This is a genomic window from Ensifer soli (assembly GCF_041928815.1).
GTDB lineage: Bacteria > Pseudomonadota > Alphaproteobacteria > Rhizobiales > Rhizobiaceae > JBHFEI01.
Map to the genome: position 1 here is coordinate 190,693 of NZ_JBHFEI010000003.1, position 20,980 is coordinate 211,672.

Sequence of the window (20,980 nt, forward strand, 5' to 3'; positions counted from 1 at the left end):
CCCGCTCTATTGCTGGCAACAAAAAGCGGGAGGAACAGGCATGACCGAGGTGACGTCCGACATCGAAATCGCGCGCGCGGCGGAGAAGAAACCGATCCTGGAGATCGGCGCGACGCTCGGCATCCCGCCCGAGCATCTCCTCCCCTATGGCCACGACAAGGCGAAGATCAGTGCCGCCTTCATCGCCGCCCAGGCGGCCCGTCCGAACGGCAAGCTGATCCTCGTCACGGCCATCAACCCGACGCCCGCCGGCGAAGGCAAGACGACGACGACGGTCGGCCTCGGCGACGGGCTCAACCGGATCGGCAAGAAGGCCGTCGTCTGCATCCGCGAGGCCTCGCTCGGTCCCTGTTTCGGCGTCAAGGGGGGAGCCGCCGGCGGCGGCTATGCCCAGGTGATCCCGATGGAGGACATGAACCTCCATTTCACCGGCGACTTCCACGCGATCACCTCGGCGCACAACCTGCTGGCCGCGCTGATCGACAACCACATCTACTGGGGCAACGAGCAGCAGATCGACATCCGCCGCATCGCCTGGCGCCGGGTGATGGACATGAACGACCGGGCGCTGCGCTCGATCGTCGCCTCGCTCGGCGGCGTTGCCAACGGGTTCCCGCGCGAGACCGGGTTCGACATCACGGTCGCCTCCGAGGTGATGGCGATTCTCTGTCTCGCGACCGATCTGAAGGACCTGGAAAAGCGTCTCGGCGACATCATCATCGGCTATCGCCGCGACCGCTCGCCGGTCTTTGCCCGCGACATCAAGGCGGACGGCGCGATGACGGTGCTGCTCAAGGATGCGATGCAGCCGAACCTCGTGCAGACGCTCGAACACAATCCCGCCTTCGTCCATGGCGGGCCCTTCGCCAACATCGCCCATGGCTGCAATTCGGTCGTCGCCACCACGACGGCGCTGAAGCTCGCGGACTATGTCGTGACGGAGGCGGGTTTCGGCGCCGATCTCGGGGCGGAGAAGTTCTTCGACATCAAGTGCCGCAAAGCCGGGCTGAAGCCGGATGCCGCGGTGATCGTCGCCACCGTCCGGGCGATGAAGATGAATGGCGGGGTGAAGAAGGAGGAGCTTTCCCGCGAGAACATCGATGCCGTGAGGAAGGGCTGCGCCAATCTCGGCAGGCACATCCAGAACGTGAAGAAGTTCGGCGTGCCCGTCGTCGTCGCCATCAATCATTTCGTCTCGGACACCGAGGCCGAGATCGATGCCGTCAAGGCCTATGTGGCGACGCTCGGCGCCGAGGCGATCCTCTGCCGCCACTGGGCGGAAGGTTCGGCCGGGATCGAGGATCTCGCCCGCAAGGTCGTCGCGCTCGCCGAATCCGGCCAGTCGCAGTTCGCCCCACTCTATCCCGACGACATGCCGCTGTTCCGCAAGATCGAGACGATCGCCAAGGACATCTACCATGCCGGCGAGGTGATCGCCGACAAGGCGGTGCGCGACCAGCTGCGCGCCTGGGAAGAGCAGGGCTACGGCCATCTGCCGATCTGCATGGCGAAGACGCAGTATTCGTTCTCCACCGACCCGAACCTGCGCGGCGCGCCGTCCGGCCACACCGTGCCGGTGCGCGAGGTCCGGCTCTCCGCCGGCGCCGGTTTCGTCGTCGTCATCACCGGCGAGATCATGACGATGCCTGGCCTGCCGAAAGTACCCTCGTCGGAGAAGATCTTCCTCAACGAGGCCGGCCAGATCGAGGGCCTGTTCTGACGCCGGCCCATTCTTGGGTGTAATAGATTGAAGGATAACGGTTAATCGCAGCCGCGCGACCGGAATTTACGGGCCGCGTGCTTGTTGCGATCCGCTTCCATGCTAGATGCGCCCATCTTTTTCCATGAGGTGAGCGATTCGATGGCGACGACGAAATTCCGTCCTGCACTCTCCGAGGACCTGCCCGTTACCGGCCAACGGCTGGTGACGGCCCTGACGATGGGGCGGATCTGGGGCGAAACCTCGCTCCAGGTCTATTTCGGCAATGACGAAACCATCGGCCTGAACGACCGTTTCGGCCAGTTCTACCACTCGATCTACCAGGGACCGGCGGACGAGTCCTTCAACACGACCTTCAGGGCCCTGGCGGCGCGCTCCTTCTCGCAGGTCGAGGCGGTCACGGGGCTCGCCTTCACGGAAGTCGCCTCGACGCGGGGCGCGGACCTGCTCTTCGTCAGCGCGTCGAACAACCGGCTGGACGAGATGGACACGGAAGGGGCGTTCCTCTTTCCAGGTCTGGTCAAGACCGGAACCGGCGGCAGCGACAGCTGGTCGCTCGGCCTGTTCTCGAGCGCCAACGCGGCGCTGACCTCCTCGGCCGAGCGCGGCGGCGGCACCTATGGCGGCTGGACCATGATCCATGAGATCGGTCACGGGCTCGGCCTCAAGCACACCCATAACGAGGACACCGGCCTGCCGCTCGCCGTCACCGGCGCGCTCGACAACGAGAAATATTCGGTCATGTCCTACAACGGCGCCTCCGAAGGCGTGCGCTACGGCCATGCCGTCACGCCGATGGCGCTCGACATCGCGCTGCTGCAGGCGCTCTACGGCAAGACCGAGCAGGCGGCGGGCAGGTCGACCTATACACTGATGGACGGCGCCCGCGCCGTGCTCGACCTGACGGAGGGCGACGTCTCGATCGGCCGCGCCTATTACAGCATCTGGGATTCCGGCGGGCGCGACCGGATCGACTATTCCGGCAAGGGGTCGTCGGTCCTGATCAACCTCAATGCGGCCACCCTCGACACCGCGCGCGTCTCGGCCGACCTGATGCAGATCTTCAAGGCGATCAAGCTGACCGAGTTCTACACGTTCCTGTCGCGCGAGCTGCGCCTCGAGATCTTCGACAAGGGCCAGCATGCCGGCGGCTTCTTCTCGCGCGTGCTCGACGTCTCGACCGGTGAATTCCAGGGCGTCGACGGCGGCTTCTCGATCGCCAACGGCGTCGTCATCGAGGAGGCGGTCGGCGGCAAGAATGCCGACATGCTGATCGGCAATGCGGGCGCGAACTGGCTGTGGGGCAATGCCGGCGACGACACGCTGATCGGCGGCGGCGGCAATGATGTCCTGCGCGGCGGTGCCGGCGACGACGTGCTGAACGGCGGCAGCGGCGACGACCTGCTGATCGGCGGGCCCGGCGATGATGTCTTCGTCTTCGCCAAGGGGAACCAGCGCGACACGATCCGCGACTTCCGCGATGGCGACGTCGTGGCGCTGACCGGCTTCTCGTCCATCCAGAGCTTCGACGATCTCATCGACCGTGCCAGGGATGTCGCCGGCGATGTCGTGATCACGCTCGGTAAGGACGTGCTCGTTCTCGAAAACAGGACGATCGCCAGCCTGCACGGCGACGATTTCTTCATCTGACGCCGGCTTACCGGCAATAGCGGTAGCCGTTGCGGCGCGCGAGGACATCGAGATGCAGGTGGTCCTCGTGCGCCGCGTCGCTTTCCGGGTCGAGCACGGTGGTGAAGCGCAGGCAGGCGGTGGCGCTGACGCTGCGCTGGAAGGCGCCCGCAAGCGTCGCATCCTCGCGGCGTTTTTCGATCCCGATGGTCTTGCCGCTCGCGAAGCGGAAACCGGCGATGTCGACGGCATTGCCGCGCGCATGCTCGGAGATCTTGCCCGTCGACGCCCCGTTGCGCAGGCGACAGACATAGGTCGAGGCCTGCTCGACGGCGACGAGAGTGTCGCCCGGAAGCGCCGCGCGGCCGGCGGGAATGACGAATTCGTCCGTCCAGCGGGCAAGTTCCAGCGCGGTCTCGCAGCGCATCGTGCCCTTCGGCTCAAGGGCGACGCCGGGACGGATTTCGGTCAGCGTCACGGGACGGTCGATGCCGCAACCCTGACCATCGTCGATGCGCGCGGCGGGCTCCGCCGTCGCGCCGAGCGCCTCAAGGTCCTTGAGACAGGCCGCATAGGCGTCCGCGTCCTCGGCGGCAATGGAAAGCGCCGGTCCGGCTTCGCCGTCTGCCCGGTTGTCCTTGGCCCGATCCGTCGGCAAATCAGCGGCGGGCTCCCGCGCCGGCCGTTCGGCCGTCATCCCGGGCTTTGCTGCCGGCGTCGGGCCGGTCTGCGGCAGGTCGGCCCCGGTGCCGATCAGGAGGGCGAGAATGGCCGCAAATGATTTTTTCCCCCATGATGCGGCGGGAGGGGTCCGCGGGCGGATGTCGTTGTCGGGTCCGTTCATCTCCTTCAAACGTTCTCGCCCATCGCATGGTTGCATCCGGGCCGATCGCGGCGCCCCGCCACCACAATCCCGGGTGAACCGCTTGCGTGGCGGCGGACTTCGCGCTAACAGTTTTGCTTATGGAAAACGCACGCATCGTTTCGATCTGGTGGTGGGCTCGCTGAGGCGGCCTTGACCAGTCCTGCGTGATTGAGACCAAAGCCGCCCGAAGACCGAGGCGGCTTTTTTGTTATGCCGCGTCGCTCCGGGTCCAAGAGGAGAGTGTAGGGGAATGGCACCACGAGTTCTGGAAGACGGCGCCGAGGTCTACGAGACCCGCGGGCATATCACGGTCACCCGCCGCAGCCGTCCGGCATCCTATGCGGACGCGATCGCCGGCTATGTCGACAGGCTCGACGAGCGGCGCGGCGCGGTCTTCTCGTCGAACTACGAATATCCGGGCCGCTACACCCGCTGGGACACGGCCGTGGTCGATCCGCCGCTCGGCATCTCCTCCTTCGGCCGGTCGATGTGGATCGAAGCCTATAATGCGCGCGGCGAGGTGCTGCTCGGTTTCGTCGCACGGCACCTGGCGACGGTGGAGGACATCACGCTCGGCGCGTCGACCCCGCGCCGGCTCGACCTGACGGTGAACGCGCCGTCGCGCGTCTTCACCGAGGAGGAGCGGTCGAAGATCCCGACCGTCTTCACCGTGCTGCGCGCCGTCACCGCACTGTTCCATTCGGAAGAGGATGCCAATCTCGGCCTCTACGGCGCCTTCGGCTACGACCTTGCCTTCCAGTTCGACGCGATCGACCTGACGCTGACGCGGCCGGACGACCAGCGCGACATGGTGCTGTTCCTGCCCGACGAGATCCTCGTCGTCGACCATTACTCGGCCAAGGCCTGGATCCAGGCCTATGATTTCTCCGACGGCGACCAGTCGACCGAGGGCAGGGCCCGGGATGTGACGCCGGACCCGTTCCGCATCGTCGACAGCATCCCGCCCCATGGCGACCACCGCCCGGGCGAATATGCCGAGCTCGTGGTGAAGGCCAAGGAAAGCTTCCGCCGTGGCGACCTCTTCGAGGTCGTGCCGGGTCAGAAATTCTACGAGCGCTGCGAAAGCCGTCCGTCGGAAATCTCCAACCGGCTGAAGGCGATCAACCCGTCGCCCTATTCCTTCTTCATCAATCTCGGCGCCCAGGAATATCTCGTCGGCGCCTCCCCGGAAATGTTCGTGCGCGTCTCCGGCCGGCGGATCGAGACCTGCCCGATCTCCGGCACGATCAAGCGCGGCGACGACCCGATCGCCGATTCGGAGCAGATCCTGAAGCTGCTCAACTCGAAGAAGGACGAGTCCGAGCTGACCATGTGCTCGGACGTCGACCGCAACGACAAGAGCCGGGTCTGCGAGCCGGGGTCGGTCAAGGTGATCGGCCGCCGCCAGATCGAAATGTACTCCCGCCTGATCCACACGGTCGATCATATCGAAGGCCGCCTGCGCGACGGTATGGACGCGTTCGACGGTTTCCTCAGCCATGCTTGGGCCGTGACCGTCACTGGCGCGCCAAAGCTCTGGGCGATGCGCTTTATCGAGAAGCACGAGAAGAGCCCGCGCGCCTGGTATGGCGGCGCGATCGGCATGGTCGGCTTCAACGGCGACATGAACACCGGGCTGACGCTCCGCACCATCCGCATCAAGGACGGCATCGCCGAGGTGCGCGCCGGCGCGACGCTGCTCAACGATTCCAACCCGGAAGACGAAGAAGCCGAAACCGAACTGAAGGCCTCCGCCATGATCGCCGCGATCCGTGACGCCAAGTCGAGCAACAGAAAGGGCCCGCGCGACGTCTCGCCGGTTGGCGCCGGGGTGAAGATCCTGCTCGTCGACCACGAGGACAGTTTCGTCCACACGCTGGCGAACTATTTCCGCCAGACGGGCGCGACGGTCACCACCGTGCGCACGCCCGTCGCCGAGGAGATCTACGATACGGTGAAACCCGATCTCGTCGTGCTCTCGCCCGGTCCCGGCAGCCCGAAGGATTTCGACTGCAAGGCGACGATCAAGAAGGCGCGGGCGCGCAACCTGCCGATCTTCGGCGTCTGCCTCGGCCTGCAGGCGCTCGCGGAAGCCTATGGCGGGGAACTGCGCCAGCTCGCGATCCCGATGCATGGCAAGCCGTCGCGCATCCGTGTCCTCGAACCCGGCATAGTCTTCTCCGGCCTCGGCCGCGAGGTGACGGTCGGCCGCTACCATTCGATCTTCGCCGATCCCTCGACGCTGCCGCGCGATTTCATGATCACCGCGGAAAGCGAGGACGGCACGATCATGGGCATCGAGCATGTCAAGGAGCCGGTCGCGGCGGTGCAGTTCCACCCCGAATCGATCATGACCCTCGGCGGCGACGCCGGCATGCGCATGATCGAGAACGTGGTCTCGCACCTCGCCAACCGGGTGGATGCGAAGACCAGGGTCGCCTGATCGGCGAAATCGGGCTGGCAATGCGGTCCTCGCCGCGTCAGCCCCGCCGCCGGACGAAGCGGATGCTCATCTCGGACCTCAGGGTGAAGCCGAGACCGGCATAGAGATCGATCGCGGCCCGATTGCTCGCGAAGGCGTGCAGAAAGGCGATATCGCCGGTCGCGGCGATCTCCCCGGCAACGAAGCGCGACATCAGCGTGCCGAGCCCGCGTCCGCGTAGCTCCGGATGGGTGCAGACGCCGCTCAGTTCCGTATGGCCCTCCATCCGCATGCGCGTGCCCGCCATCGCCGCCAGCCGCCCGTCGATGCGGATGCCCCAGAAGGGCCCGAGCGCTTGGGCGCGCAGCGTGAAGGGGCCCGGCTTCGTCAGGAGCGCAAGTTCCAGCATGTCGGCGGCGTCCTCCGGCCCGAGCCGCGCGATGCGCGGGTCGGCGATGCGGGGAAGCGGCACGGCTGCGCTCATCTGCACGCCGTCGGCCTCGATCTCGGCGACCAGTCCGTCCGGCAGCGGCACGGGACCCGCCTGCAGGAAGACCAGCCCCTCGTCGCCCCTCGGCAGGCTCGCGAGCGCCGCGATGCTCTCCGGCGTGTCGTCGCGCGCAGCGGCGAAGGGGACGATCGCCGGATCGTAGCGGCGGGCCCGCTCGCCGCCTTCGGCGAGTGCGGCGTGGCGGCCGGTCAGCGCGCTCCAGGCCGGACGGTCGAGCACATGCCTCATTGTCCTTGCTCCTTCTGTCCGTCCGCGCGGCGGATCAACGACCGTTCGGCCAAACCGTCCTCGATCGCGGCCAACTGGTCGAGCAGCGGTCCGTCGAGCGGCCCGCAGAGATCGGTGACGGCGGCGGCGATGCGTGGCCAGACCTGGTCTTTCGACTGATCGACGAGCGCCTGCCCGGCCTGCGTCAGCGAGACGCGGCGGCGGCGCTGGTCGCCGGGCAGGGGATGCATGTCGACGAGCCCGAGTTCCAGCAACTGGCCGACGGTGCGGGTCGCGCCCGGCTGGCTGATACCGGTCGCCTGCGCCAGTTCACCGATGCCGAGCGGCCCGTTGCGGTCGATCGCCGCGAGGAAGGGGTACTGCGCCGGCTGGATCGACACGCCCAGGCTGGCGATGATCTCCTGCGTTTCCGCCTGCAGACGTTCGCCGATCCGCCGCATGCGGCTGCCGAGGCACAAGAATCCCAGTTCACGCACCACGTCCTCGACCATCCGTCCCTCGCTCGTTTTAAATAACACGTTATATATATCGTTATGTTTCTCTCCGCAAGCTGTCCGGGGCTTTACAAAGACGCGTCCTTGCCCGATATCGACCGCCGTGAACCGCCGGGGCTGGAGACAGCCCTTGGCGGTTCTGTCGTTTCCGGTCTCCCGGATCTGCAAATCACTCGCATGCGCAAGGACAGATCATGGATCAGGCAGCATTTCGCAGGGTGCGCCGTCTCGCCTTTTGGGGCATTCCGTTTTCCATCGGCGTGATGGGGCTGAAGCTCGTCGCCTGGTGGGTGACCGGTTCGGTCGCGCTCTTGTCCGACGGTCTCGAATCGAGCGTCAACGTCATCGCGGCCGTGATCGCCTTCGTCGTCATCGGCTATGCGGCGAAGCCCGCCGACGACGACCATCCCTTCGGCCACCAGAAGGCGGAATATTTCTCCGCCGTCATCGAGGGCGTGCTGATCGTGCTCGCGGCACTGCTGATCATCTGGGAGGCCATCCCGGCGCTCTCCGCGCCGACGCTTCCCGAGGCGCCGGTGCTCGGCCTTGCCATCAATGCGGGGGCCGCGGTGATGAACGCCGTGTGGGCGACGGTGCTGATCCGCACCGGGCGCCGCGACCGCTCGCCGGCGCTGACGGCGGACGGGCAGCACGTCATGTCGGACGTCGTCACGTCGGCCGGCGTGCTCGTCGGGCTGGTGCTCGCCATCCTCACCGGCTACGCCGTTCTCGATCCGCTGCTGGCCATTCTCGTCGCCTGCAACATCCTCTACCAGGGCTTCAAGGTGATCTCCCATTCCGTCGACGGGTTGATGGACCGGGTGATCCCGCCGGAGGAGGAGGTGGAGGTGAAGGCCGCGATCGCCGCCCATGCCGGCGGCTCGCTCGGTGTCCACGACCTCAAGACCCGGCAGGCGGGCGCCGTGATCTTCGTCGATTTCCATCTCGTCGTGCCGAGCGCCATGCCGGTCGGCGAGGCGCATGCGATCTGCGACCGGATCGAGGACGCGATCCGCGCCGTGCATGCCGCCGCCCGCATCGCCATCCATGTCGAGCCGGAGAGCGAGAAGGCCCATGGCGTGCGCATCAGGGTCCCGAAGGAAGAGACAGCATGAGCAGGACCGATGTTTCAGGCCTGACCCAACTCGGGCGGCCGGTCGAGGGCGCGGCGCGACCCGAGGAGGCCGTGCTGGAGCGGGTGCCGAGCAGCCATGCCGGCACCGGTTTCGTCGTGCGCTTCACCGCGCCGGAATTCACCTCGCTCTGCCCGATGACCGGGCAGCCCGATTTCGCCCATATCGTCATCGACTACGTGCCGGACGCCTGGCTGGTCGAATCGAAATCGCTGAAGCTCTATCTCCATTCCTTCCGCAATCATGGCGCCTTCCACGAGGACTGCACCCTCGACATCGCCAAGCGGCTGGTCGATCTGCTGGCGCCGGCATGGCTGAGGATCGGCGCCTACTGGTATCCGCGCGGCGGCATCCCGATCGACGTCTTCTAGCAGACGGGCGCTCCGCCTGACGGCGTCTGGCTGCCCGACCAGGGCGTCCAGCCCTATCGCGGGCGGGGCTGACATCTCTTCGAGGCGCCGGGCGCGGCGGCCTCAGGCATCCGTTCCGCCGTCGTCCGGAGTGCCGTCGAAAATGCTCCCGTCCGCATCCGTGTCGTCGACGGCCTGCCAGGCGCCGGCCTCGCTTCCGGCCGGCATTCTGCCGTCGTAATAGGTGTTGATCACGGTTTCCTCGACGGGCAGTCCCGTTGGCAGGCCGGAGCCGAACAGGCCGGAGGAAGGGCCGTGAAAAAAGCCGCCCAGCGTGTTGGCGAGGAGCATCCCGCCGGCAACGCCCGCCGCCGTGGTCATCGCCCCGCGAAGGAAGCCGCCGGCCGATCCGGCATTCGGCACGGACGAGATCGGTGCCGGCCGTTCGGCGAAGCCTTGAGGCCGCGACGGGGCCGGGCGCTCCGCGTGCTCCCAGGGACCGGGACGGCCGGCGGGATCCGCGCCAGCGCCGCCAGCGCCCTGTCGGGTGCCGAAGAGCGACGACAGGAAGCCGCCGTCCTCGGCCAGGGGGCGCGGTGAGTTTCCCGCCGATTCGAGGTCGCGGATGCGGGCCTCGAGCCGCGCGATCTCCGCTGCGGCCGCTTCCAGGCCCTTGTCCTGGACGATCACCGCCTGGGCGAGATAGTAGGGCGCGGCGGGGTCTGCCCTGACGGCGTCTGCGATCAGCGCGTCCGCCTCGCGGTCGCGCGGGGCGGCTGTCGCGGCATGGACGCGGTCGAAGAGACGGGTGAGAAGCTGTCGTTCTTCCGGTGACATCCTGCATCTCCTGAAAGCAAGGGGCCTTGCCGCGGACGATGCCGTCGCGCCCCGGTTGCGGCGCCGCCGGGCTTCCGGCAGGGGCGCCATGCCTTCGAAGATGGAGACCGGATTCCGGCTTTTCCAAGCCGGACCGGATGAATTCGCGGTAAGGTTCAGGCGCCGAAGACGAGGCTGAGGCCGGCGAGCGCCGTCAGGCCGCCGAGGAGGCGCGACAACATCGCTCCGCCGGAGAGCCTGCCGACGACGAGGCCGAGACCGACGCCCGCCGCATGCAGGAGCGCGGTCGAGAGCACGAAGCCGATGCCGAAGGAGAGGGCGCCGGCCGTTCCGAGCTCGCCGCCATGAGCATAGCCATGGAAGAGCGCGAACACCGCGACCACGGCGGCGCTGACGACCGTGTCGAGCCGCACCGCCATCGCCACCAGGAGGCCGAGCGCCACGACGGAGGCGAGGATCGCCGGTTCGACGAAGGGCAGGGACAGGCCGGCGATCGCCAGCGCGAAGCCGAGCGCCATCGTGCCGACGAAGGCGGCGGGAACCGCGACGAGGGCGCGCCCGCCGATCTGGGACGCCCAGAGGCCGACGGCGACCATGGCGAGGATATGGTCCAGGCCGAAGAGCGGATGGGACACGCCGGCCATGAAGGAGCCGTGCTCCGCAGGGTTCAGATGGGCGAAGGCCGGAGCGGCCATGGCGACGAGCATGGCCGCCGCGAGAAGAAGTCGTGATCTCATGTGGTCCCCTCAAGGCGGCCTTTGCGACGGGGCGCGTGCCGCGACTTGTCATATAACAGGCCGCATCTTAAGTCGCTTCGTCCGGCTGTCCATACGGTATTTGCCGCATTGCAAACGGCCGGCCCCGGACCCGTCCCGCCTGCGGTAACCCTTCCGCCAATTGCTGCATTGTTTTCCCCCGCGAAGCGCCTTATCTGGGAGGAGACGGAACACGGCATCACTGCGGAGACATGCCCATGATGAATGACGACGAGGACGACAAGAAGACGGAACTGCCGCTCGGCAAGGAAACGGAGGCGAACCTCTTCAAGTCGCGTTCGATTTTCATCTATGGCGGGATCAACCAGGAACTGGCGCAGAAGGTCTGCTCGCAGCTCGTGGCGCTCTCCTCGGCGAGCGACGACGACATCCGCATCTTCATCAATTCGCCGGGCGGCCATGTCGAATCGGGCGACAGCATCCACGACATGATCAAGTTCGTGAAGCCGAAGGTCTGGACCATCGGCACCGGCTGGGTGGCGTCCGCCGGCGCGCTGATCTATGTCAGCGCCCCGAAGGAACGACGCATCTGCCTGCCCAACACCCGCTTCCTGCTGCACCAACCCTCCGGCGGCACGCGCGGCATGGCGTCCGACATCGAGATCCAGGCCCGCGAGATCATCAAGATGAACGAGCGTCTGAACCGGATCTTCGCCGAGGCCACCGGCCAGCCGGTCGAGAAGATCGCCAAGGACACGGACCGCGACTACTGGCTCTCCGCCGAGGAGGCGAAGGGTTACGGCCTCGTCTCGCGCATCGTGACCTCGGTTTCCGACATCTGAGATCGTCGATTGCCGGACGTCCACAGGCGGCACGTCCCTTTCGGGGGCGTGCCGTTTTTCTTGCCGGGACGCCCGGCCGCTCTCTTGCCTCCCGGCCCGCATGGCTTTATAGCATCGTGCCATGATCGATACCGGAACCGGCATTGCTGTCTTTTCGCCCGCGCGCTTCGCCGCCCGGTCGTTTGCTGCCGTCCTTCCGCTGCTTCTCCTCGGCCTTACGCGCGGTTGCCGGGTTCCCTGAGGAGCGCCCGGCGGCCGAACAGCCGACCGGCGATCGCTCCTCGTTGATGAACCCCGACATTCCCGCCCTCCGCCCCCGTCATTCCTGTCGCATTTCTAATGGCGATCGGGTATCTCGCGAGGCCGACGGGCAAGACCGAAAGACGTGACGCGATGATCGTGAAATCCCACACCGTGAAGCAGGGCATGCCCGAGGCGGCCCGTAAGTACCACCCCTTCCAGCCGATCACCCTGCCGGACCGCACCTGGCCGGGCCGCACCATCGAGAAGGCGCCGATCTGGTGCTCCGTCGACCTGCGCGACGGCAACCAGTCGCTCGTCAATCCGATGGGGCATGACCGCAAGGCGCGCATGTTCCAGTTGCTGATCGACATGGGCTTCAAGGAGATCGAGATCGGCTTTCCCTCGGCCTCCCAGACCGATTTCGACTTCGCCCGCTGGTGTGTGACCGAAGGCAACGTGCCGGACGACCTGTCGCTGCAGGTCCTCGTCCAGTGCCGGCCGGAACTGATCACCCGAACCTTCGAGGCGCTGGAGGGCGCGAAGCGGCCGATCGTGCATTTCTACAACTCGACCTCGGAATTGCAGCGCCGCGTCGTCTTCGCCAAGGACGTCGCCGGCATCAAGCAGATCGCCACTGACGCGGCCAAGATGATCGCCGACATGGCAGAAAAGGCCGGCGGCGGCTTCCGCTTCGAATATTCGCCGGAAAGCTTCACCGGCACCGAGCTCGAGGTGGCGCTGGAGATCTGCAACGCCGTCGTCGAGATCATCCGGCCGACGCCCGACAACAAGCTGATCCTCAACCTGCCGTCCACCGTCGAGATGGCGACGCCGAACGTCTATGCCGACCAGATCGAGTGGATGTGCCGCAACATCGACAATCGCGAGAACGTCATCGTCTCGCTGCATCCGCACAACGACCGCGGCACCGGCATCGCCGCGACCGAACTGGCGCTGATGGCCGGCGCCGACCGCGTCGAGGGCACGCTGTTCGGCAATGGCGAGCGCACCGGCAATGTCGACGTCGTGACGCTGGCGCTGAACATGTACACGCAAGGCGTCGATCCCGGCCTCGACTGCTCCGACATCGAGCGGATCAAGGCCGTCTACGAATATTCGAACGAGATGACGATCCCCGAGCGCCACCCTTACGTCGGGGAGCTGGTCTATACCGCCTTTTCCGGCTCGCATCAGGATGCGATCAACAAGGGCATGAAGGCCTTGAAGAAGGCGAACACGCCGCTCTGGGAGGTTCCCTACCTGCCGATCGACCCGCAGGACGTTGGCCGGTCCTACGAGGCGATCATCCGCATCAACTCGCAGTCCGGCAAGGGCGGCATTGCCTATATCCTGCAGGAGGACTACGGCATCAACCTGCCGCGCAACCTGCAGGTCGAGTTCCGCGAGGACATCCAGCGCATCACCGACGAGGAAGGCGTCGAGGTTCCCTCGAAGCGCATCCATGCCCGCTTCCTCGAACGCTATGTAGAACAGCCGGGCGCGCGGCTGAAATTCGTCGATCACCACACCTATCCGTCGGGCACCGAGCACAAGGGCATCCGGGTCGTCGCGGCCGAGATCACCGACAAGGGCGCGGCGAAGCGCATCGAGGGCAAGGGCACCGGCCCGATCGACGGCTTCATCAACGCGCTGTCGATCTATCTCGGCATTCCTTTGTCGGTCGCCGACTATTCCGAGCATTCGTTGCAGCACGGCTCGAACGCGGCGGCGATCGCCTATGTCGAGGTCGAGCATCCGGGCGGCAGGCTCTTCGGCGTCGGCATCAACACCAACATCGTCGCCGCCTCGCTGGAGGCGATCGTCTCGGCCGCCAACCGCGTGCTGGAGCAGCCCGGCCGCTGACGCGACCATCGGCCGGTCACGCCTGCTTCCCGTCCGGGAGGCAGGCGGCGCCCGGGTGCCGAAGCCTCAGATCTCGGCTTCGACCGCGCGGGCGAGCGCCTCGAGCTTGACGTCCGAGGAGGGACCGATGACGACATAGGCGGCGCCGGCCCTGCGCCAGGAAAGCAGCGCGAATTCGTCGCGGATGCTTTCGCTGATCCCGTCCGTGTCCGCGCCGGCCGACTTGACGAAGCAGATGCCGAAGATCTCGCCGTCGACATCCCTGTAGAGAAGCTGGGCCACGGGCTTGCTCGCGGCGACGAGGAGCCGGGCGCCCTCGAAGGTCAGCCCCTGGGCGGAAAGGTCGGGGACGCGGAAGGGGACGCCGACGCTGGCGGCGAGCCAGGGTTCGATGTCGGCCTTTTCGCTCGCAGGCGCCTCGACGAGGCGGCGGCGGGTCTGGCTCGCATAGATGCGGTGATAGTCGGCGACGTCGTCGAGCCAGTTGCGCGTCTGGGCGACCTGCGCCGGGCCGGCGCCGTCGCCGCGGGTCGCGCCGATGAGGAAGCCGGCGACGCCCCCGGCGGCGACCAGCGCCAGCGAGGCGGCAAGCGCCTTCGGCCAGAGCTTGCGCCGGACGGGCCGCGCGACCGCCGCCGTCACCCGCTCGGTCTTCGGGGTGATGCCCGGTCCCTGCTTGATCCGCCTGACCAGCGCCAGCGGCACGGGATCGTGGAGAAAATCCTCGAAGGCCGCGTTGCCGAAGGCGCTTCCCGCCTGCAATGTCTCATAGATCCGCCGCGCGTCCTCGTCGGTCGCGATCATCTGCGCCAGTTCGGTTTTTTCCGCCTCGTTGACCTCGCCGTCGAGATAGGCGGACAGGCGGACTTCCAATGCGAGACCCTGCGTGGATTGCACCCCTCAGGCCCTCCTTTCCGTCGTTTCTGCGAGCATGGCGGCGAGGCGCAGGCGCGCCGTCGAAAGCCGGCTCATGACCGTTCCAATCGGTATGCCGAGGATCTCGGCGGTTTCGCGGTAGCTGTGGCCTTCCACGTTGACGAGCAGGAAGACGCTGGCAAGACCCTCCGGCATGGTCAGGACCATCTTCTGCACCTGGTTGGCGAAGACCGCCTGCTCGCCGGTCGCGTCGACCGAAAGGTCCGTCTGGTCGGAGGCGTCCACCAGCCCGGCGCCGGTGCGCACCTTCCTCTTGCGGATCTCGTCGATCCAAAGGTTCCGCGTCATGGCATAGATCCAGCTTTCGAGCCTTCCCTCGCCGTTCCACAAGTGGCTGCGGGCGATCGCCCGCTCGCAGGCTTCCTGCACCAGGTCGTCGGCGTCGGCGGCATTGCGGGTCAGTGTCATGGCGAATCGGCGCAACTTGGGCAGCAAGCTGACCAGTTCGCGTCGAAAATCACTCGATTCTGCCGCAGGACGCATGGTTCTACCAATGAAACGTGCCGGATACGTACCGTGTTCGCTGTACGGTTGCCGAAACGCCCGCCTTTTTAGCACGGATGTCGTCAAACGCCGGTTGATATGAAACATTTGGGTGCGGGTCCGCAAGCGCGCAGCCCCGTGCCCCGGCAGTTTTCGGCACTTTACCATCAGCCGGCAATGCGGCGCCGCGGCCTTCTCGCACCGCCCGCGGGCACGCCCCGTCGCGTCCTCCCTGTCCTTGCACCATCTCCCTGCGCGAAACGGCGCGTTTCCGCAGAGAACGTCTGGGGCTTACGCTTTATTCGCCGTCCCGCCTAAAAACGTGTCGTCTCGTCGAGGCCGATGCCGCCGTCGTCAAGCGTCGCATAGCGTTCGCGCAGCAGCGACCACCGGCCGGGCGCGCCGTCGATGTGGAACAGGTTGTAGGCCGAGGGCGGTTTCTGCCCGCCGGGCGACTGGGAGCCGGAGGCGATGCCGACGACCGGCACGCGGCCGGTCTGCCCCTTCAGCCAGTGGACGGTGTTGAGATGGGTGTGGCCGTGCAGCACGAGTTCAGCGCCCCCGGCCGAGACCGTCGCGGCGAAGCGGCGGATGCCGATCATGCGCTTGTGCATCGCGGTCGCGCCGCGAATCGGCGGATGATGGATCATCACGACGCGGAAGAGGCCCGCTTCGCCGGCGGCGCGCAGCATCTCGACGGTGGCGCGGGCCTGCCGCCGGCCGAAATAGCCGCTGGCGGCGAAGGGCGGCGTGGCGAGCGCGGTCGAGCAGCCGACGAGGGCGACGGGACCGCGCACCCGCACATAGGGAAAGACATGCATGTCGTCGTCCCATGTCGCCGGGCCGAGATCGCCGCGCATGTAGTCGTACCACGCGGCAGTGGTCTTCTCGTAGGCGCCCGGCACATAGGCGTCGTGATTGCCGGGAACGACGGAGAGCCAGTCGGCCGGGCCGGCCTCGCGCAGCCATTCCGTCGCCGTGGTGATCTCGCGCGAGGAGGCGAGGTTGACGAGGTCGCCTGTCAGCGCCACGTGGTCGGGTCTTGCCGCCTCGATATGCTCCATCAGCGTTTCGAGCGTGTCGCCGAAGAGATGCCGGCGGCGGTTGCGATGCCAGTTGAGGAAGCCGGTGATCCGTTTCGAGGCCAGCTCGCGGAAGGAGAGCCGGGGAAGGGGGCCGAGATGAATGTCGGAGATATGAGCCAGTTTGAACATGGGGCCTCCCTATCGCAATTTTCTCGATACCGGTATCGCTTTACGGATAATCCGCGGGCAGGCTTTCCGTTCTGTTGCCGCCGGCGGCACGACGTCGTTTCTGCAAGGCGGTTCCTGTCTTGAACGGCAGGGGGAATTCCGCGAAGAGGGCGGGGCAGGGAACGGGAAGGAAGAAGGCCATGGCTGAGATGCGCCCGGACGGGCGGCGCAACTGGCGCACACGGCTGGTGACGCGGGCCGCCCATCGTTACTTCGCCCTGACGCGGGGCATGACGCTCGGCGTGCGCGCCGCCTGCTTCGATGCGGAGGGCCGCGTTTTCCTCGTCCGGCACGGCTATGTGCCCGGCTGGCACATGCCGGGCGGCGGCGTCGAGCGCGGAGAGACGGCGCGCGCGGCGCTGGAGAAGGAATTGCGCGAGGAGGGCAATCTCGTCCTCGGCGACGAGCCGCGCTTGCTGCAGGTCTATTTCAACCGCCTGACCAGCCCGCGCGACCACGTGATCTTCTACCGCTGCGACGGCGTGCGCCAGACGGCGCCGCGCCCTCCCGATCGCGAGATCGCCGAGGCCGGCTTCTTCCCGCTGGACGCGCTGCCGGAGGGCGTGACGCCGGCGACGCGCCGGCGGCTGGCGGAGCTTGCCGGCGCGCCGGTCTCGGACGTCTGGTGACGCTCAGAGGGTCTCGCGGCCATGCGGCGCGTCGAGGTCGATCACCGGGCCGACGGGCACGATGCCGGTCGGGTTGATCGTCCCGTGCGAGCGATAGTAGTGCTCCTTGATGTGGCGCATGTGGACAGTCCGGGCCACGCCCGGCGTCTGGTAGAGATCGCGCAGATAGGCGCTCAGCGCCGGATAGTCGGCGATCCGGCGGATGTTGCACTTGAAGTGGCCGACATAGACCGGGTCGAAGCGCACGAGTGTGGTGAACAAGCGCCAGTCAGCCTCCGTCAGTTGCCCTCCGACGAGGTAGCGCTGCGTCGAAAGCCGTGCCTCCATCTCGTCGAGCGCGTCGAAGAGGGCAAGCACGTTTTCCTCGTAGGCGGCCTGCGTCGTCGCGAAGCCGGCCTTGTAGACGCCGTTGTTGATTGCGTCGTAGATCCGGCCGTTGACCGCATCGATCTCGTCGCGCAGCGCGTCCGGGCAGAAATCGGGCGTCTCGCCGGTCAGGCCGGCAAAGGCGGTGTTGAACATGCGGATGATCTCGGCCGATTCGTTCGAGACGATCGTGCCGGTCGCCTTGTCCCAGAGCACGGGCACGGTGACGCGGCCGGAATAGGCCGGGTCGGCGCGGGTGTAGATCTGGTGCAGCGCCGTGGCGCCGAAGAGCGGGTCGACCGTGGCGTCCGGATCGCCATGGGCGAACTCCCAGCCGTTCGCGCCCATATAGGGCTCGACCACGGAGACGGAGATCATCTCCTCAAGCCCCTTTAGCGCCCGGAAGATCAACGTGCGGTGCGCCCAGGGACAGGCGAGCGAGACGTAGAGATGGTAGCGTCCCGCCTCGGCCTTGAAGCCGCCGCGGCCGCTCGGTCCCGCTTCGCCGTCTGCCGTCACCCAGTTGCGGAAGCTCGACTGGCTCCGCTTGAAATGTCCCTTCGTCGATGTCGTATCGTACCAGACATCCTTCCAGACGCCGTCGACCAGCATGCCCATGATCGTTCTCCCGCGGCGCGTGCCGCCCGTTTCATTGCTTGCGCCTAGAGATAGCCGATCGCGCGGCCCGCGACAGGCGCGAAATGCTGAACGCTGCGTTTTTGGCTTTGACGGCCGGGAGATTTCTGCTATCGGGCCGCAAGCCTTCGAACGAGGCGCGAGGACGGACAGGATGACACGTTCAGGAAACCTGCGACGACGCTGAAGCTGATGACGCCACCCTTTCGGGTGCGCCGCCGCTCGTCCCGTTTCCCCGTTCCGGTTCCGCATTCCCATGAAGAAGCATGATCTCGTCTACCTGACGGAAGATCCGTCCCATGACGCCGCCATCGACCTCATCAACGAGGAGGCATTCGGCCCCGGCCGTTTCGCCCGCGCCGCGGCGCGCATCCGCGAGGAGGGCCCGCATGACCGCGCGCTGTCGTTCATCTGCGCCGATGACGGCGAGACGATCGCCTCCGTCCGCATGACGCCGGTGATGGCCGGAACGCTGAAGGCCCATCTGCTCGGCCCGCTCGCGGTGCGCCCCTCGCACAAGAACCGGGGCATCGGGCGCGAACTGGTGCGGATCGCCGTCGAGGCGGCGCGGCGCAAGGGCTCCGAGGCGGTGATCCTCGTCGGCGATCCGCCCTATTACGGGCCTCTCGGCTTCGAGAAAGTCGCGTTCAACGCCATCGCGTTTCCGGGGCCGGTCGATCCGCACCGGGTGCTGGTCGTGCCGATCGCGCCCGGCACGCATGAGCGCATCGCCGGGACCATCCGCTGGCGCGGCTGAGCCGTTATCACCGGCCCTCGCGATACCACGTCGCCGAGATCATCAGGAGCACGGCGGCGAGCCCGGCGAAACCGCCGAAGAGGGGGAAGGACGCGATGCCCTTCAGCACGGTCTCGTCGGTCATGCGGATCGTCAGGCGCTGGTCGTCGGCGACGCGCACGCTGCCGCGCACCGGCAGGATCGGCGGCACTGCGGCATCGGCGACACGGGTGACGAGCCCCTTGGTCTTCTCGGCGAAGGGGCGCAGCGTCTCCTCGGTCGACACGGTCGCCTTGAACTCCGGCGCATCGACGCTGCCGACATGGACGAGCGTCGAGAGATCGCCATTGGCGATCTCGAACAGGCCGGTTTCGGTGGAGCGCACCTCCGCCTTGTAGAGCCCCGGCGTGTCCTCGACCAGGCGGGCCTCGGTGACGACGTCGGACGGCGAGGTCAGCGTTGCCGTGCCAGGGTCATCGCCGATCGTCTGCCGGGAGATTTCGATGGTGCGGCCGGTCACCTTGGCCGTCAGCGCCTCCTCTTCAAGCGCGGGCTCCTGCATCAGCCAGTGGGCGGTGCGCCGGTAGAGCGACACGCTCGGGCCGCCGCCCTCGACGCCGCGCGCCCAGAGCCAGCCCTGGTCGGAAAGAAGCATGGCGACGCGGCCCTTGCCGACGCGGTTCAGCACCAGCAGCGGCTTGCCGTCGGCCCCCTCCATCACCGTCTGGCCGAGCGGCCGGTCGACGTCGATGCTGCGGAACCAGCGGCCCCAGGCCGGCGGTTCGCTCCCAGCCCCCTCGAGCCCGCGCGTCACGGGATGCTTGCGCCCCTCCTCGGACAGGCGCGGGAAGAAGCCCGTCTCGCTGACATAGCCGGTCGGCATGGCGGGCAGCACGCTGGCGAGCGGCGTCGTCGCGATCGAGTCCTGGCCCGCATGTTCCGGTCCGGCCGCGATCAGCAGCGCGCCGCCGTTTTCGACATATTGCGCGATGTTGTCGTAGTAGATGATCGGCAGCACGCCGCGATGCTGGTAGCGGTCGAAGATGATCAGGTCGAATTCGTTGACCTTCTCGACGAAAAGCTCGCGGGTCGGGAAGGCGATCAGCGACAGTTCGTTGATCGGCGTGCCGTCCTGCTTTTCCGGCGGCCGCAGGATGGTGAAATGCACGAGATCGACGGCGGCGTCGGATTTCAGCAGATTGCGCCAGGCGCGCTCGCCGGCATGGGGCTCGCCCGAGACCAAGAGGACCCGAAGGTTCTCGCGGATGCCGTCGATGATGCGCACCGCCCTGTTGTTCGCCTGGGTCACCTCGCCGGCAAGCGGGCTCGCGGCGAATTCGAGGATGTTGTTGCCGCCGCGCGGCACTGTGAAGGTGAAGGGCACGTCTGCGCCGGGCTCGGCATTCTCGGTGGCGATCACCGCGCCGTTGAGGCTGATCGTCACCTCCGCCGCCCCGCCCGGCGCCGGCCCGTCGTCGATGACCCGGTAGGTGACGGTCTGCTCCTCGCCGACGATGCCGAAGCGGGGACCCGCGACCGTCTCGACCCGCCGGTCGAATTCACCGGCGCGGCCGGTGATCAGCCCGTGCACCGGTGCGTCGAAGCCGAGCGGCCGGTTGATCTCCGGCACGTCGTGGATCTGGCCGTCGGTGATGAAGACCGCGCCGCCGACGCGCGCCGGCGGCACGTCGGCGAGCGCCGTCGTCAGCGCCGAGAAGAGACGGGTGGAAGGCGCTTCCGTCTCGCCATCGTCGGCGGCCTCGACGATGCGCGTCTCAACCTGCGGGAAGCGCGACAGGCGCTCTTTCAGTTCGGTCAGCGCCCGGTCGGTCATCTGGATCCGGTCGCCGTTCTCCTGGCTCTGGCTGCGGTCTACGACGACGGCCACCACCGTCGGCAGCGGCTGGCGCTCTTCCTGCTGCAGCACGGGATTGGCGAGCGCCAGGCAGAGCGCGGCGAGCGCCACCATGCGCAGCACGGCGCCACGCATGCCGCGCCAGAGGCCGAGAACCGCCAAAAGCAGAGCGGCGAGCGCGAGAAGCGCGAGGACGCTCCAGGGGATGAGCGGGGAGAATGCGACGGTCATGC

At 67.1% G+C, this 20,980-nt stretch carries 19 protein-coding genes and 1 pseudogene; 9 read left to right on the forward strand and 11 right to left on the reverse strand.

The genetic code is table 11. The features are described 5' to 3' along the window. Positions 1–40: 40 nt before the first annotated feature. Complete coding sequence (locus ACEVQ6_RS05825; RefSeq protein ID WP_374887981.1) at positions 41–1,720, forward strand: formate--tetrahydrofolate ligase; 1,680 nt, start codon at positions 41–43, stop codon at positions 1,718–1,720. A gap of 141 nt (positions 1,721–1,861) precedes the next feature. Then, positions 1,862–3,370 carry a M10 family metallopeptidase gene (locus tag ACEVQ6_RS05830; protein ID WP_374887982.1) on the forward strand — a complete coding sequence of 503 codons (1,509 nt, stop codon included), beginning with the start codon at positions 1,862–1,864 and terminating at the stop codon, positions 3,368–3,370. Between the two features lie 7 nt (positions 3,371–3,377). Here the strand turns inward: ACEVQ6_RS05830 and ACEVQ6_RS05835 are convergent, their stop codons facing one another. After that, positions 3,378–4,193, reverse strand: coding sequence for an extensin-like domain-containing protein (locus ACEVQ6_RS05835; protein ID WP_374887983.1), 816 nt, complete (start codon positions 4,191–4,193; stop codon positions 3,378–3,380). A gap of 271 nt (positions 4,194–4,464) precedes the next feature. Here ACEVQ6_RS05835 and ACEVQ6_RS05840 point away from each other — a divergent pair, with 271 nt between their 5' ends. Then, the gene (locus tag ACEVQ6_RS05840; RefSeq protein ID WP_374887984.1) at positions 4,465–6,657 is read left to right on the forward strand and encodes an anthranilate synthase; all 2,193 of its coding nucleotides are present in this window, start codon (positions 4,465–4,467) and stop codon (positions 6,655–6,657) included. Positions 6,658–6,694: 37 nt separating this feature from the next. Here the strand turns inward: ACEVQ6_RS05840 and ACEVQ6_RS05845 are convergent, their stop codons facing one another. Continuing rightward, on the reverse strand, positions 6,695–7,375 hold the full coding sequence (locus ACEVQ6_RS05845) for a GNAT family N-acetyltransferase (RefSeq protein ID WP_374887985.1): 681 nt from the start codon (positions 7,373–7,375) through the stop codon (positions 6,695–6,697). After that, positions 7,372–7,866: a MarR family winged helix-turn-helix transcriptional regulator gene (locus tag ACEVQ6_RS05850; RefSeq protein ID WP_374887986.1), complete on the reverse strand. Its 495-nt coding sequence runs from the start codon at positions 7,864–7,866 to the stop codon at positions 7,372–7,374. The genes ACEVQ6_RS05845 and ACEVQ6_RS05850 overlap by 4 nt, the downstream gene beginning before the upstream one ends. Before the next feature lie 197 nt (positions 7,867–8,063). On the opposite strand from ACEVQ6_RS05850, the gene ACEVQ6_RS05855 reads away from it, so the two are divergent. Beyond that, the gene (locus ACEVQ6_RS05855) at positions 8,064–8,984 is read left to right on the forward strand and encodes a cation diffusion facilitator family transporter (RefSeq protein WP_374887987.1); all 921 of its coding nucleotides are present in this window, start codon (positions 8,064–8,066) and stop codon (positions 8,982–8,984) included. Next, positions 8,981–9,445 (forward strand): annotated as a pseudogene (queF, locus tag ACEVQ6_RS05860) (preQ(1) synthase). Before ACEVQ6_RS05855 ends, queF begins: the two are co-directional and overlap by 4 nt. Positions 9,446–9,475: 30 nt before the next feature. On the opposite strand, the gene ACEVQ6_RS05865 reads toward queF, so the two are convergent. Together ACEVQ6_RS05865 and ACEVQ6_RS05870 are read right to left on the reverse strand one after the other, a co-directional pair. Next, positions 9,476–10,189 (reverse strand): DUF2076 domain-containing protein, encoded by a 714-nt coding sequence (locus ACEVQ6_RS05865; RefSeq protein WP_374887988.1) that lies wholly within the window; start codon positions 10,187–10,189, stop codon positions 9,476–9,478. 155 nt (positions 10,190–10,344) lie between these two features. Then, positions 10,345–10,926 carry a HupE/UreJ family protein gene (locus ACEVQ6_RS05870; RefSeq protein ID WP_374887989.1) on the reverse strand — a complete coding sequence of 194 codons (582 nt, stop codon included), beginning with the start codon at positions 10,924–10,926 and terminating at the stop codon, positions 10,345–10,347. 236 nt (positions 10,927–11,162) lie between these two features. Between ACEVQ6_RS05870 and ACEVQ6_RS05875 the strand changes: the two genes are divergently transcribed. After that, positions 11,163–11,747 (forward strand): ATP-dependent Clp protease proteolytic subunit, encoded by a 585-nt coding sequence (locus ACEVQ6_RS05875; protein WP_374887990.1) that lies wholly within the window; start codon positions 11,163–11,165, stop codon positions 11,745–11,747. Between the two features lie 106 nt (positions 11,748–11,853). On the opposite strand, the gene ACEVQ6_RS05880 is transcribed toward ACEVQ6_RS05875, so the two are convergent. After that, positions 11,854–12,048, reverse strand: a complete 195-nt coding sequence (locus tag ACEVQ6_RS05880) for a hypothetical protein (RefSeq protein ID WP_374887991.1) — start codon at positions 12,046–12,048, stop codon at positions 11,854–11,856. Between the two features lie 92 nt (positions 12,049–12,140). Between ACEVQ6_RS05880 and leuA the strand changes: the two genes are divergently transcribed. Then, entirely contained in the window at positions 12,141–13,853 is a 1,713-nt protein-coding gene (leuA, locus tag ACEVQ6_RS05885) for a 2-isopropylmalate synthase (RefSeq protein WP_374887992.1), read from the forward strand. A gap of 66 nt (positions 13,854–13,919) precedes the next feature. Here the strand turns inward: leuA and ACEVQ6_RS05890 are convergent, their stop codons facing one another. From ACEVQ6_RS05890 to ACEVQ6_RS05900, 3 genes are all read right to left on the reverse strand, one after another. Beyond that, positions 13,920–14,750 (reverse strand): anti-sigma factor family protein, encoded by an 831-nt coding sequence (locus ACEVQ6_RS05890; protein ID WP_374887993.1) that lies wholly within the window; start codon positions 14,748–14,750, stop codon positions 13,920–13,922. Positions 14,751–14,753: 3 nt separating this feature from the next. Beyond that, complete coding sequence (locus ACEVQ6_RS05895) at positions 14,754–15,272, reverse strand: RNA polymerase sigma factor (RefSeq protein ID WP_374888217.1); 519 nt, start codon at positions 15,270–15,272, stop codon at positions 14,754–14,756. A 314-nt stretch (positions 15,273–15,586) separates the two neighbouring features. After that, a complete protein-coding gene (locus ACEVQ6_RS05900) occupies positions 15,587–16,486 on the reverse strand; it encodes a metallophosphoesterase family protein (RefSeq protein WP_374887994.1) in 900 nt (299 codons plus the stop codon). A gap of 179 nt (positions 16,487–16,665) precedes the next feature. Here ACEVQ6_RS05900 and ACEVQ6_RS05905 point away from each other — a divergent pair, with 179 nt between their 5' ends. Further along, positions 16,666–17,154 carry an NUDIX domain-containing protein gene (locus tag ACEVQ6_RS05905; RefSeq protein ID WP_374887995.1) on the forward strand — a complete coding sequence of 163 codons (489 nt, stop codon included), beginning with the start codon at positions 16,666–16,668 and terminating at the stop codon, positions 17,152–17,154. Between the two features lie 3 nt (positions 17,155–17,157). Here the strand turns inward: ACEVQ6_RS05905 and ACEVQ6_RS05910 are convergent, their stop codons facing one another. Then, on the reverse strand, positions 17,158–18,138 hold the full coding sequence (locus ACEVQ6_RS05910; RefSeq protein WP_374887996.1) for a glutathione S-transferase family protein: 981 nt from the start codon (positions 18,136–18,138) through the stop codon (positions 17,158–17,160). A gap of 274 nt (positions 18,139–18,412) precedes the next feature. On the opposite strand from ACEVQ6_RS05910, the gene ACEVQ6_RS05915 reads away from it, so the two are divergent. Further along, positions 18,413–18,913: a GNAT family N-acetyltransferase gene (locus ACEVQ6_RS05915; protein WP_374887997.1), complete on the forward strand. Its 501-nt coding sequence runs from the start codon at positions 18,413–18,415 to the stop codon at positions 18,911–18,913. Positions 18,914–18,920: 7 nt separating this feature from the next. On the opposite strand, the gene ACEVQ6_RS05920 is transcribed toward ACEVQ6_RS05915, so the two are convergent. Then, positions 18,921–20,978, reverse strand: a complete 2,058-nt coding sequence (locus tag ACEVQ6_RS05920) for a hypothetical protein (RefSeq protein WP_374887998.1) — start codon at positions 20,976–20,978, stop codon at positions 18,921–18,923. Positions 20,979–20,980 lie beyond the last annotated feature (2 nt).

Coding starts and splice junctions, on each gene's coding strand:
- ACEVQ6_RS05900 (WP_374887994.1), bottom strand. CDS start 16,486: ATGTTCAAACTGGCTCATATCTCCGACATTCATCTCGGCCCCCTTCCC.
- ACEVQ6_RS05855 (WP_374887987.1), top strand. CDS start 8,064: ATGGATCAGGCAGCATTTCGCAGGGTGCGCCGTCTCGCCTTTTGGGGC.
- ACEVQ6_RS05865 (WP_374887988.1), bottom strand. CDS start 10,189: ATGTCACCGGAAGAACGACAGCTTCTCACCCGTCTCTTCGACCGCGTC.
- ACEVQ6_RS05835 (WP_374887983.1), bottom strand. CDS start 4,193: ATGAACGGACCCGACAACGACATCCGCCCGCGGACCCCTCCCGCCGCA.
- leuA (WP_374887992.1), top strand. CDS start 12,141: ATGATCGTGAAATCCCACACCGTGAAGCAGGGCATGCCCGAGGCGGCC.
- ACEVQ6_RS05870 (WP_374887989.1), bottom strand. CDS start 10,926: ATGAGATCACGACTTCTTCTCGCGGCGGCCATGCTCGTCGCCATGGCC.
- ACEVQ6_RS05875 (WP_374887990.1), top strand. CDS start 11,163: ATGATGAATGACGACGAGGACGACAAGAAGACGGAACTGCCGCTCGGC.
- ACEVQ6_RS05880 (WP_374887991.1), bottom strand. CDS start 12,048: ATGTCGGGGTTCATCAACGAGGAGCGATCGCCGGTCGGCTGTTCGGCC.
- ACEVQ6_RS05920 (WP_374887998.1), bottom strand. CDS start 20,978: ATGACCGTCGCATTCTCCCCGCTCATCCCCTGGAGCGTCCTCGCGCTT.
- ACEVQ6_RS05840 (WP_374887984.1), top strand. CDS start 4,465: ATGGCACCACGAGTTCTGGAAGACGGCGCCGAGGTCTACGAGACCCGC.
- ACEVQ6_RS05905 (WP_374887995.1), top strand. CDS start 16,666: ATGGCTGAGATGCGCCCGGACGGGCGGCGCAACTGGCGCACACGGCTG.
- ACEVQ6_RS05845 (WP_374887985.1), bottom strand. CDS start 7,375: ATGAGGCATGTGCTCGACCGTCCGGCCTGGAGCGCGCTGACCGGCCGC.
- ACEVQ6_RS05895 (WP_374888217.1), bottom strand. CDS start 15,272: ATGCGTCCTGCGGCAGAATCGAGTGATTTTCGACGCGAACTGGTCAGC.
- ACEVQ6_RS05910 (WP_374887996.1), bottom strand. CDS start 18,138: ATGGGCATGCTGGTCGACGGCGTCTGGAAGGATGTCTGGTACGATACG.
- ACEVQ6_RS05825 (WP_374887981.1), top strand. CDS start 41: ATGACCGAGGTGACGTCCGACATCGAAATCGCGCGCGCGGCGGAGAAG.
- ACEVQ6_RS05915 (WP_374887997.1), top strand. CDS start 18,413: ATGAAGAAGCATGATCTCGTCTACCTGACGGAAGATCCGTCCCATGAC.
- ACEVQ6_RS05830 (WP_374887982.1), top strand. CDS start 1,862: ATGGCGACGACGAAATTCCGTCCTGCACTCTCCGAGGACCTGCCCGTT.
- ACEVQ6_RS05850 (WP_374887986.1), bottom strand. CDS start 7,866: ATGGTCGAGGACGTGGTGCGTGAACTGGGATTCTTGTGCCTCGGCAGC.